This window comes from Kitasatospora sp. NPDC048715 (assembly GCF_043198905.1).
Classification (GTDB): Bacteria; Actinomycetota; Actinomycetes; order Streptomycetales; family Streptomycetaceae; genus Kitasatospora; species Kitasatospora lactacystinica.
Genome location: NZ_JBICVH010000009.1, coordinates 378,752 through 391,242 on the forward strand (window position 1 = coordinate 378,752; position 12,491 = coordinate 391,242).

Consider the following 12,491-nt stretch of genomic DNA (forward strand, 5'->3'; position numbering starts at 1 on the left):
CCCCGACCCGACCGGTCGGCCGGTACGGCGGGGGCCCGGACGCACCGCACCGGGAGGACGCGCAACCGCCGGTGCCGCCTGCAGGGGCGGCACCGGCGGTTCCGGTCGCGGTCCGGCCGACCCTCGGCGGCCGACCGCTCGTTCCGCCTCCGGCCGAGTCCGGACCCGCTGCCACTGTGCGGCGGGTCCGGTCAGGGGACGGCCGGGGCGGACGTCATGGGGGGTGGGCGCCGGGGCGCCCGGTCCGGGAGCCCGCGGGGCGCACCCCGAAGGGGAGCCGGCCCGGCGCCGCACGCGTCGGGCCCGCTCAGGGGCCGGTTTCCCGCGCGCCGGGCGGTGGGGCGCCGGCGCACGGGAGACCGGGCTCAGGCGGGCAGTCCGACCGCCCGCTCGCGGTTGCGGCGCTGCTGGATGACGACGGCGGCGACCAGCAGGGAGCCCTGGGCGACGTTCTGCCAGAAGGCGTTGATGCCCTGGACGGTGAGGCCGTTCTGCAGTGCGCCGAGCAGCGCGACGGCGAGCAGGGTGCCGCCGATGCTGCCCTTGCCGCCCTTGAGGGCACAGCCGCCGAGGGCGGCCGCGGTGATCGACTGCAGCTCCAGGCCCTCGCTGCCGGAGACCGGCTGGCCGCTGCCGGTGCGAGCGGTGAGCAGCACGCCGGCCAGGGCCGCGACGGTGCCGGAGAGGGCGTAGGCGGCGATCAGGTACTTGTTGAGGTTGATGCCGGCCAGGCGGGCGGCGGTGTCGTTGCCGCCGATCGCGTAGATGTTGCGGCCGATGTCGGTGTAGGTGAGCAGGGCGTGCACGGCGACGGCGGTGAGGATCAGCAGCCAGACCATGGTCGGCAGACCGGCGATCCTGCCGCGGCTGAGGAAGACGAAGACCGGGTCGTTGAGCACGTAGCCCTGGGCGCGGCCGTCCGAGACGAGCTGGGCGACGCCCTTGTAGGCGGCCAGTCCGGCGAGGGTGGCGATGGTCGGGTTGACCCGGCCGTAGACGATCACGACGCCGTTGAACAGGCCGATGCCGGCGCCGATGGCGAGCGCGGCGCCGATGCCGAGGTACGGGTCGGCGCCGGTGGAGGTGAAGACCATGGCGCTGGTGACGGAGGCCAGGCCGGCCTGGGAGCCGACCGAGATGTCGAGGCCGCCGCAGATGATCACGACGGTCTGCACGACGGCCAGCAGGCCGGAGATGGTGGCGGCCTCGGCGATGACCTGGATGTTGTCCCAGCCGACGAAGTTGGGGTTGAGCGAGCCGAACAGGGCGACGACGGCGACGAGGGCGCCGATCAGGCTGAGGTTCTGGCCGCCGATCGCGGCGAGCAGGGCGCGCGGGCCGCCGGACCGGACGGGCAGGGCCCCGGCGTCCGGCACCGGGGCGGTCGGGGGAGTGGCGGTGGTCATCGGGTCTCTCCGGTCTGGGCGGTGGTGGTGGCGGCGAGGTCGTCGGCCATGGCGAGGTCGTCGGCCATGGCGAGGGCGAGGACGGCCTCCTCCGTCGCCCGGTCACGGGTCAGCTCGCCGGTCGTGCGGCCGTTCTGCATCACCACGACCCGGTCGGCGAGGCCGAGGACTTCGGGCAGTTCGGAGGAGACGACCAGGACGGCGGTGCCCTCGCGGGCGAGGTCGGCGATGATCTGGTAGATCTCGGCCTTGGCGCCGATGTCGACGCCCCGGGTGGGTTCGTCGAGGATCAGCAGGTCGGGCTTGCGGGCGAGCCAGCGGGCGAGGACGACCTTCTGCTGGTTGCCGCCGGACAGGGTGTGGACCTCGGCCTCGACGGAGGGCGCGCGCACGCGCAGCCGGTCGGCGTACTCCTGGGCGAGGGCCTTCTCCTGGCGCTGCTTGACGAACCGCCATCGGCTGAGCCGGCGCAGGCTGACCAGCGAGGTGTTGTCGCGGATCGTGCGCTGCAGGAACAGGGCCTGGGCCTTGCGCTCCTCGGGGGCCAGGCCGATGCCGGCGGCGATGGCGGCGCGCGGGTCCTTCAGCCGCAGGACCTCGCCGTTGAGGGCCACCGTGCCGGAGTGGATCGGGGCGTCGCCGGCCAGGGCGAGGGCGAGTTCGGAGCGTCCGGCGCCGATCAGGCCGGCCAGCGCCACGACCTCGCCGGCCCGCACGGTCAGGCTGACGCCGTGCACGTCGTCGGTGGTGAGGTCGCGGACGTCCAGCACGACGCGGTCGGTGGCGACCTGCTGGCGGACGAACAGCGAGGACAGGTCGCGGCCGACCATGAGCCGGACGAGTTCGCTCTCGTCGGTGGCGGCGGCCTCGACCACCCCGGCGACCCGGCCGTCTCGCAGCACGGCGATGCGGTCGGCGAGCCGGAAGATCTCCTTCATCCGGTGGGAGACGTAGACGACGGCGATGCCCTCGTCGCGCAGCCGCCCGATCAGGGCGAACAGGGCCTCGACCTCGTGCTCGGAGAGCGAGGAGGTGGGCTCGTCGAAGGCGATCGCCCGCGGCGGGACGGCGCCGGTCAGGGCCCGCATGATCTCGACCAACTGGCGTTGCGCGGCGGTGAGTTCGGACCCGAGCAGGTCGGGGTCGAGGACCTTGTCGAAGCCGAGGCGGGCCAGGTCCGCGGTGATGCGGCGGCGCAGCTCGGCGCGGTCCAGGCGGCGTCCGGCCCGGCGGGGCAGCGAGCCGGCGTAGACGTTCTCGGCGACCGGGACGTGCGGGATGATCTCGGGTTCCTGCGGGATGATCCGGATCCCGGCGCGGCGGGCGTCCTGGGGGGACTGCAGGTCCACGGCCTCGCCGTCCAGCAGCACGCGCCCCTCGGTGGGGCGGTGGTCGCCGGTCAGGATGCGCAGCAGGGTGGACTTCCCGGCGCCGTTCTCGCCCATCAGGGCGGTGACCCGGCCGGGCGGGAAGGTGAGGGTGACGTCCTCCAGGGCCCGGACGGAGCCGAAGCGCTTGGACACGCCCTCGGCGCTCAGGCCGGGGGCGCCGCTCGCCGGCGGGACGGGTGACGGTGCGGGTGTGGTCATCGGGGCCTCGTTGGCAGTGCGGTGCGTACGGTCTGGGGGAGCCGTGCACACGGTCGGCGGTGCCGGTGGTCGCGGTACGGTCTCCGGGAGCGCGCCGGTGCGGCGGGCGGATTCGGCAGGTCGGTGCCCGCCCGCCCCACCGGCGGCTCGGCGAGGCGTCAGCTGCAGGACACGCCCGCGGACTGCCAGGTGGCGGCGTCGACCATCGTGGTCGGGGCGAAGGCCTCCTTGGGGAAGTCCTTGCCGTTCTTGAGCTTGTCGTACATGGTCTGCACGGACAGGGCGCCGACGTCCTTGCCGTTGATGAACAGGGCGGCCTTCATCCCGGAGGGCTTGCCGGAGGCCCAGTTCTTGCACGCGAGGTAGGCGCCCAGGCCGACGCCGTCGATGTCGTCGGGGTTGATCCCGGCGTTCTGCAGGGCGGTGACGGCGCCCTGGACGTTCTCGTCGTTGCAGCCCCAGGCCACCCAGTGCTTGACCCCGGGGTTGGCGGTGATGGTGGCGGCGACCTTGTCCTGCGCGCCGGTCGGGGTGTTGTCGGTCGCGACGTCGATCAGCTGCACGCCCGGCACGGCCTGGTCGAAGGCGTCCTTGGCGGCCTTCACGCGGTCGCCGCAGACGGTGACGTCCTGCTTCCAGGCGGAGATGATCCGGGTGTCGGCCGCGTTCCAGCCGGCCTTCTTGAACTCCTCGGCGGCCCGCTTGCCGACCTCACCGCCCATCTGGGCACCGGAGAAGCCGATCCGGGGCACCAGGTCGGTCGCCGCGCACTGGGCCGGGGCCGGTCCGCTCGTGCAGACCTGGTCGTCGGAGGTCAGCAGCGCGGCCTTCGCGTCCCGGGCCGTCTGGACCACCTGCGGGCCGACCGCCGGGTCGGGCACCACGATGATCAGGCCGTTGCTCTTCTGCGCGATCGCGGCCTGCACCTCGCCGACCGTCTTGTTGGCGTCGTTGCCCAGGTTCACCACCTTCAGCTCGGCGCCGAGCTCGGCGGCCTTGGCCTTGGCGCCCGCGGCCTCGTCCACGAAGTACTGCTGGTCGCCCTGCTTCTGCAGGTAGGTGATCGTCACCTTGCCGGACACCGGGGCGACGGGCGCGTCCGCGCTGTTCGAGGACGTCTGTCCGGTGGAGCAGGCGGTCAGGCCGACGGAGGTGATCAGGCTCAGCGCGGCGATCGCGGCCAGGCGGCCACGGAGGGGGAGGTGCATGGAGGGGGCTCCTGAGGGTGGGGGCCGATCGGCGAGAAGCAACAAAACCAATCAGAAAACACCACGATCAAACGTGGTGGGTCAAAAGAAAACGCCTGGCCCTGAGCTGAGTCAAGCTCATGTTTCCGGATCGGAGCCATCGAGACCGTCTCGTTATCCCGTCGCGCCGCGGATGGGGGCCGAAGCCGGCGGACCGGGCCGCGATCTTCCGGATCGGAGCAGGTGGTGGCGTGTTCATCGGAACTTACTGATTGGTAGGTTGTTGTCGTGGACAGCTTCGGGCAAAGCCGGGGCGGCGTCAATAGCGCCTGGCAGGGGCATGTCCGCGGGGCGGTGCCGTGCCCCTGTGGCAAGCCGACTCGGCCGCTGCCTCCTGGCAGCGGCTGGCCGATCGCGTTGTATTTCATCCGAAGTTGTTGATTACTGTTGAATGCTGGGTCTACTGTCCTCCCCGGCATGTCGGCATGCACCCGCCACTCCCGTCCCGGCCCCGTCCGGCGACCGAGTCCCGGCGGGCCCCCACCCGGCCGACCCGGCCCGACGACAGGAGTAGTCGATGAGCGAACCACCCCACCCGATCCGCCGGGGCGTCACGGCCCTGGCGGCGCTCGCACTCGGCTTCACCACCGCCGCGCTGGCCGCGCCGCCCGCGGTGGCCGCGCCGGCCCCCACGACGAAGTCCGTGACACTGGACGGCCGCTCTCCGGGGCGCGCGTACGACGGGCTCGGCGCGATCAGCGGCGGCGGCGCCACCTCGCGTCTGCTGGTCGACTACCCCGAGCCCCAGCGCAGCCAGGTGCTGGACTACCTGTTCAAGCCCGGCTACGGCGCCTCGCTGCAGATGCTGAAGGTCGAGATCGGCGGGGACGCCAACTCCTCGGACGGCCCCGAACCGTCCCACATGCGCACCCCCACCGAGGTCGACTGCGACCGCGGGTACGAGTGGTGGCTCATGGAGCAGGCCAAGGCCCGCAACCCCGGGATCACCTTCTACGGCCTGGAATGGGCCGCGCCGGGCTGGCTGAACGGCGGCGTCTGGTCCCAGGACAACATCACGTACCTGGAGTCCTGGCTCGGCTGCGCCCGGCAGCACGGACTGAACGTCGGCTACCTCGGCGGCTGGAACGAGCGCGGCTACGACAAGGCCTGGTTCGAGAAGCTGCGCACCGACCTGGACGCCCACGGCCACCAGGGCACCACCCTGGTCGCGTCCGACAGCGATGACGAGCACTGGTCGATCGCCGCGGACATGGCCGCAGACCCCGCCTTCGCCAAGGCCGTCGGCGTCATCGGCCTGCACGGCACCTGCTGGCACTCGACCCCCGTCTACACCGCCTGCCCGGGCAGCGACACCGCGACCGGGCTGGGCAAGCGGCTCTGGGCCTCCGAGGACGACAACGACAGCTACGGCGCCGACCCGGCCGCCCTGGCCCGCAACGTCAACCGCGAGTACCTCGACGCCCGGATCACCGCCGACATCAAGTGGGCGCTGGTCAGCTCCTGGCCCTCGAACCTGCCGTACGCGGGAGCCGGGCTGATGGCCGCCGACCAGCCGTGGTCCGGCAACTACGCGGTCGGCCGCGACATCTGGGTGATGGCGCACACCACCCAGTTCGCCAAGCCGGGCTGGCAGTACCTGGACACGTCCAGCGGCTACCTGGCCGGGACCGGCGCCAACGGCGACCCGCACAGCGGCAGCTACGTCACGCTCAAGTCCGGCAAGGACTACAGCACGGTCATCGAGGCCACCGACGCCACCGCCGCGCAGACCGTGACCTTCGAGGTCGCCGGGGGCCTGTCCACCGGCCAGGTGCACGTCTGGGCCACCGACATGAACTCCACCGACCCGTCGAAGTGGTTCGTCCACGCCCAGGACGTGACCCCGAAGAGCGGCTCGTACTCGCTCACCGTGCAGCCCGGTTACGTCTACACCGTCACGACCACCACCGGCCAGGGCAAGGGCACCGCCGCGCCGCCCGCACCCGCCGCGATGCCACTGCCGTACCAGGCCGACCTCGGCGGCTACTCCGAAGGGGCCACCGCCCGCTACTTCCACGACTGGGCGGGCGCCTTCGAGACCGCGCCCTGCCCGTCCGGGGCGACCACCCCGGTGTGCTTGCGCCAGGTCATCACCCGGGCGCCGATCCCGTGGCACGACGACATGAACTACACCCCGCTGACCCTCCTGGGCGACCCGTCCTGGGCCCACTACCAGGCGAATACGGACGTCGCCTTCGAACAGGCCGGCACCTCCGCCGAACTGCTCGGCCGCATCGACCACGTCGACCACGACCGCTCCGGCTACCACCTGAAGATCGACGACACCGGTGCCTGGAGCCTGTTCAGCGAGAACCGCTCCGGCGCCGACACCGTGCTGGCGAGCGGCAGCTACCCCGGCGCGGGGGCCGGCACCTGGCACAACCTCGCGCTGGCCGTCCAGGGCCAGAGCATCACCGCGTCGATCGACCACACCCAGGTCGCCTCCGTCGCCGACGCCGGGCACGGCATCGGCCAGATCGGCCTGGGCGTCGGCGGGTTCCAGCACGCCGATTTCGCCAACACCACCGTCACGCCGCTGGCCGCGCCGGCCACCCACACCGTGACCAGCGTCAACAGCGGCAAGTGCCTGGACGTCACGGGCGCTTCGAGCGCCGACGGCGCCGAGGCCGTCCAGTGGACCTGCGCCGCCGGCAAGGCCAACCAGCAGTGGACGCTGGTGCCGGTCGCCGGGACCGGCAGCGTCCAGCTGGTCTCGGCGAACAGCGGCAAGTGCCTGGACGTCACGGGCGCTTCGACGGCCGACGGTGCCCAGGTCGTCCAGTGGACCTGTGCCGCCGGCAAGGCCAACCAGCAGTGGACCCTCGTCCCGGACACCGGGGCCCGCGTCCAGCTGGTCTCGGTGAACAGCGGCAAGTGCCTGGATGTCACGGGCGCTTCGACGGCCGACGGTGCCCAGGTCGTGCAGTGGACCTGCGCCTCCGGCCGGGCCAACCAGCAGTGGACCGTCTCGTAACGGGACCGGAGAACCCCCTGCCCCGACGTCGTGCCGGGCGCCCTGACCGGGTGCCCGGCGCGGAGCAACACCGCCCCCACCCCTCCCCACCCTCGGAGACGCCCATGGGCCGTCAACACCCCTCCTCGACCTGGCGCACCGCCCTGAGCGCGGCGCTCGTCCTCGCCGGCGCGCTCGGCGGCCTGGCCGCGCCGCCGGCCGCCCTGGCCGCGACGGAGAGCGCCACCACCCCCACCGCCGCCACCTCCACCGCCGTCACCGTCGACGGCACCAAGCCGGGCCTGACCTTCGACGGGGTCGGCGCGATCTCCGGCGGCGGCGGCAACTCCCGCCTGCTGGTGGACTATCCGGAGCCCCAGCGCAGTCAACTGCTGGACTACCTGTTCAAGCCCGGCTACGGCGCCTCGCTGCAGGTGCTGAAGCTGGAGATCGGCGGCGACACCAACTCCACCGACGGCGCCGAGCCGAGCATCGAGCACACCAGGGGCACCGTCGACTGCAACCAGGGCTACGAGTGGTGGCTGGCCGAGCAGGCCAAGGCCCGCAACCCCGACATCAAGTTCATCGGCCTGTCCTGGGGCGCCCCCGGCTGGATCGGGAACACCGGCAGCGGCGGCAACTTCTGGTCCCAGGACTCCATCGACTACGTGATGTCGTGGATGGGCTGCGCCGGCCGGCACCACCTGAACGTCTCCTACCTCGGCGGCTGGAACGAGCGCGGCTTCGACAAGGCCTGGTACGAGAACCTCAAGAGCACGCTCGTCGCGCGCGGTTACGGCGCCACCAAGGTCGTCGCCGCCGACGACACCTGGGAGGTGGCCGACGCCATGGCCGCCGACCCGGCGTTCAAGAACGCCGTCGACGTCGTCGGCGTGCACTACCCCTGCGGGTACATGAGCTCCTTCACCGAGTGCCCGAGCACGCCGACCGCCCAGGCGCTCGGCAAGCCGCTGTGGGCGAGCGAGAACGGCTCCCAGGACCTCAACAGCGGCGCCCCGGCGGTGGCGCGCGGGATCAACCGGGGCTACCTCGACGGGAAGATGACCTCGTTCATCAACTGGCCGGTCATCGCCGCGCTCTACCCCGACCTCTTCTTCTCCACCGACGGCATGTCGATCGCCAACCAGCCGTGGTCCGGCAACTACGGCATCGGAAAGACGACCTGGGTCACCGCGCACACCACCCAGTTCACCCAGCCCGGCTGGAGCTACATCGACGCCGCGAGCGGCTACCTCGGCGGCGCGCGCGCCAACGGCAGCTACGTCACGCTGAAGAGCACGAACAAGCGCGACTACAGCACCGTCATCGAGACCCTGGACGCCACCGCGGCCCAGACCGCGAACTTCACCGTCTCCGGCGGCCTGTCCACCGGCAAGGTCCACGTCTGGTCCACCGACCTCAACTCCAACGACCCGGCGCAGTGGTTCGTCAAGCAGAAGGACGTCACCCCGTCCGGGGGCCGCTACACCCTCACCCTCCAGCCCGGCCGGGTCTACACCGTGACCACCACCACCGGCCAGGGCAAGGGCACCGCCACCCCGCCGGCCGCCGCGCCGATGAAGCTGCCCTACGCGGACGGCTTCGACACCCCGGCGACGACCACCTCGCCGAAGTACTTCACGGACATGAACGGCGCCTTCCAGACCGTCGCCTGCGGCGGCGGCCGCACCGGCACCTGCCTGCGCCAGATGGCCCCGACCTCGCCGATCCGCTGGACCGACGAGCCCTACAACGCCCCGTACACGATGATGGGCGACGGCAGCTGGTCCAACTACACCGTCACCGCCGACACCATGTTCGAGCAGTCCGGCACCGTCGAACTCCTCGGCCGGGCCGGCCAGCAGGGCCGCAACAACAACGGCCTGAACGCCTACCACCTGCGGGTGAGCGACACCGGCGCCTGGTCGATCGACAAGAGCGACACCAAGTGGAACTTCACCACCCTCGCGAGCGGCACCACCGCCGCCCTCGGCACCGGCCGCTGGCACACCGTCGCGCTCACCCTCGACAACGAGACCCTCACGGCGAGCATCGACGGCGCCGCCGTGGGCAGCGCCACCGACGCGAGCTTCACCAACGGCCGCGCCGGCCTCGGCGTGACCGGCTACCAGACCGACCAGTTCGACAACTTCGCCCTCACCCCCGGCACGCCCACCACCCACACCGGCCCGATCGCCTCCGCCCTGCCCGGCACCTGCGCCCGCCCCGCCGCCGGCACCAGCGGCGCCGCCGTGCAGCTCTGGGCCTGCGACGGCAGCGCCCAGCAGGTGTGGACCCGCTCCAACGGCACCCTCACCCACAACGGCAAGTGCCTGGACGTCACCGGCGCCGGCACCGTCAACGGCACCCCGGTCGAGCTGTGGGACTGCACCGGCGGCGCCAACCAGCAGTGGACGCCCCAGCCGGACGGCACCCTGAAGAGCACCCAGTCCGGCCGCTGCCTGGACGACCCGGCCGCGGCGACCGCCGACGGCACCCCGCTGGAGATCTGGGACTGCAACGGCGGCGCCAACCAGCGCTGGACCCTGCCGTAGCCCACTGACCCGCGGGGATCCGGAAGATCCCGCACGCGACCGGCCGGTCGCCCGTGACATCGCGGGCGCCCGGCCGGTCGCGCTCCTGCGTCCGGTGGCTGCTCGGCCGGGCCGGTCCCCAGGTGCACTCGTGCTCGGACTTTGCAATTGAGTGCGTGTTACTGCTTATTTTGCCCGTCATCTTGTCAAGAACGAGCAGAGCCCCGTACAAATGATCCGGCTGGGACCACAGCAGCCATCCATGCCCTGACCCCGAGATCCCGTGAGGTCGAAGCGTGTCAACTGCCCTCCGCCGGTGGCTCCGTACCACCGTCGCCTGCTGTACGACGCTCGCCGCCGTGTCCACCGCCACGCTCCTGGCACAGCCCGCGGTCGCCGCCGAGCCCTCCCCGCCCGGCACCGTCGCCGAGTACCCCAACTACGCCCCCACGCCGCCCATGGGCTGGAACGACTGGTCGTACTACCAGTGCGGGATCGACGAGAAGACCATCCTCGACAACGCCCGGGCCCTCGTCACCACCGGGCTGGCGAAGAAGGGGTACGACACCGTCACCATCGACGACTGCTGGATGTCCGGACAGCGCGACGCCCAGGGCAACCTGGTCGCCGACCCGCAGCTGTTCCCGCACGGCATGGCCTACGTCGGCCGTCAAGTCCACGACCTCGGCCTGAAGTTCGGCATCTACGAGGACGCCGGGACCACCACCTGCGGCGGCTACCCCGGCTCCCTCGACCACTGGCAGCAGGACGCGGACCTGTTCGCGACCTGGGCCGTCGACTACGTCAAGCTCGACGGCTGCAACGTCCCGGTCAAGCCCGGTGAGACCGAGGAGCAGAGCTACCGCGACACCTACACCGCGATGAGCCGGGCGCTGCTCAACACCCACCGCAGGATGGTCTTCTCGATCTCCGCGCCCGCCTACTTCCAGGGCACGCCGAACTGGGACTCGGTGATCCGCTGGTCCGCGCCGCTCGGCAACCTGTGGCGGGAGGGCGCGGACATCGCACTCGGCCAGGCCAGTGGCGCCGAGAAGTGGGCGTCGATCACGTACAACTACGGCTACAACGTCGGACTGGCCGACCTGCAGCGCCCCGGCCGGTGGAACGACCCCGACTTCCTGCTCGCCGGCGACTCCGGGCTCAGCCAGGACGAGATGCAGAGCCAGATCTCGCTGTGGGCCATGATGGCCGCGCCGCTGATCTCCAGCACCGACCTCACCCGCCTCTCCCCGGCCGCGCTGGACCTGCTCGGCAACCGCGACGTCATCGCCGTCGACCAGGACCGGCTGGGCCTCCAGGGGCGCGTCGTCCAGCACGGAACCGGCTACGACGTGCTGAGCAAGCCGCTGGCCGGCGGGGACCGCGCGGTCGCGCTCTTCAACTCCTCCGACACCGCGCAGACCATCACCACGACCGCCGCCCGGGCCGGCCTGCCCGCTGCCGCCGGCTACCGGCTCGACGACCTGGTGACCAAGCAGGCCGTCGGGACCACCGGCGTGATCTCCGCGAACGTGCCGCCGCACGCCACGGTGCTCTACCGGGTCCACCCCGGCGCGACCCACGGCCTGGCCCCCGCCACCACCGTCACCTGGCAGGACGTCAGCACGGCCCAGGAGCCCGGGACGTACCGGATCACCCTGGCCGACAACGGCGCCGTCGCGCTGAACGACACCGACCTGCGGATCAGCGCCCCCGCCGACTGGACCGTCACCCCGGCGACCGTCGCGCTCCCGCGCATCGCGCCGGGCGCAACCGCGTCGGCCACGGTGACGGTGCACGGCCCCCAGGGCGCTCCCGGGACCACGGTCACGGCGATCACCGCCACCGCGAGCTACCGGGCCCGGCCGGCCGGGGTCGACACCGTCAGCGGTGAGCAGACGATCGTGCGGACCGTGCCCTACCCGTCGCTGGAGGCCGCGTTCAACAACGTCGGCGCCACCTCGGAGAGCGACACCGCTCCCGGCAACTTCGACGGCGCCGGGAACAGCTACTCGGCGCAGGCCCTGGCCCGGGCCGGCGCCACCGCGGGCGCCACGATCAGCGCCAACGGCCTCAGCTTCACCTGGCCGTCCGCGGCCGCCGGCACCAACGACAACGTGTCGGCCGCCGGTCAGGAGATCACCTTCAGCGGCCAGGGCAGCGCGCTGGGCTTCCTCGGCGCCGAAGCGGGCTTCGCCTCCGGCACGGTCACCGTCGCCTACACCGACGGCACCACCAGCAGCGGCCAGTTGGGCTTCCCCAACTGGTGCTGCACCCCGACCGACGCCTACGGCGCGAAGACCGCGTTCACCACGGACCACCGCAACACGCCCACCGGACCGGGCAACTTCGGCACCGGCTACGGCGTCTTCACCAACACCGTCCCGTTGACGCCCGGCAAGACGATCCGTTCCGTCACGCTGCCCAGTGCCGCTGCGATCCACGTGTTCGCGCTGGCCGTCCAGCCGTGATCCGCGCCGCCCGGCCCACCGGACCGGCTCCGGTGGGCCGGGCGGTCGGCGTTCCCCCGCCCGGGACTCCGCTCCGGTTCCCCTGCACGAGAATCCGCCCCTCCCCGCGAACGGCATCCAGGACCCACCCATGATCGTCACGAACCGCATCACCCTGGCCGGCGCCCGCCTGGTCCTGCCCGGCGGCGTCGTCGAGGGCGACCGCCTCGCCGTCGGGGGCGAGCGCATCGCCGGCCTCGGCGGCGACACCGAACCCGGCGACCTCGACCTGACCGGGTACACCGTCGTCCC

The 12,491-nt window shown here is 72.2% G+C and carries 6 protein-coding genes; 3 read left to right on the forward strand and 3 right to left on the reverse strand.

The genetic code is table 11. The features are described from left to right. Positions 1 to 365: 365 nt before the first annotated feature. The 3 genes from ACGFSC_RS19480 to ACGFSC_RS19490 all read right to left on the reverse strand — a co-directional run bounded on the left by ACGFSC_RS19480 (position 366) and on the right by ACGFSC_RS19490 (position 4,203). The gene (locus ACGFSC_RS19480; protein WP_359915158.1) at positions 366 to 1,406 is read right to left on the reverse strand and encodes an ABC transporter permease; all 1,041 of its coding nucleotides are present in this window, start codon (positions 1,404 to 1,406) and stop codon (positions 366 to 368) included. Beyond that, entirely contained in the window at positions 1,403 to 2,995 is a 1,593-nt protein-coding gene (locus tag ACGFSC_RS19485; protein WP_359915156.1) for a sugar ABC transporter ATP-binding protein, read from the reverse strand. The genes ACGFSC_RS19480 and ACGFSC_RS19485 overlap by 4 nt, the downstream gene beginning before the upstream one ends. A gap of 158 nt (positions 2,996 to 3,153) precedes the next feature. After that, positions 3,154 to 4,203, reverse strand: coding sequence for a substrate-binding domain-containing protein (locus ACGFSC_RS19490; RefSeq protein WP_359915155.1), 1,050 nt, complete (start codon positions 4,201 to 4,203; stop codon positions 3,154 to 3,156). Positions 4,204 to 4,759: 556 nt separating this feature from the next. Between ACGFSC_RS19490 and ACGFSC_RS19495 the strand changes: the two genes are divergently transcribed. The 3 genes from ACGFSC_RS19495 (at position 4,760) to ACGFSC_RS19505 (ending at position 12,200) form a co-directional block, all read left to right on the forward strand. Further along, positions 4,760 to 7,216 carry an RICIN domain-containing protein gene (locus tag ACGFSC_RS19495; protein ID WP_359915153.1) on the forward strand — a complete coding sequence of 819 codons (2,457 nt, stop codon included), beginning with the start codon at positions 4,760 to 4,762 and terminating at the stop codon, positions 7,214 to 7,216. A 104-nt stretch (positions 7,217 to 7,320) separates the two neighbouring features. Further along, positions 7,321 to 9,750: a ricin-type beta-trefoil lectin domain protein gene (locus ACGFSC_RS19500; RefSeq protein ID WP_359915152.1), complete on the forward strand. Its 2,430-nt coding sequence runs from the start codon at positions 7,321 to 7,323 to the stop codon at positions 9,748 to 9,750. Between the two features lie 338 nt (positions 9,751 to 10,088). Then, positions 10,089 to 12,200: an NEW3 domain-containing protein gene (locus tag ACGFSC_RS19505; RefSeq protein WP_359915150.1), complete on the forward strand. Its 2,112-nt coding sequence runs from the start codon at positions 10,089 to 10,091 to the stop codon at positions 12,198 to 12,200. Positions 12,201 to 12,491: the final 291 nt, after the last annotated feature.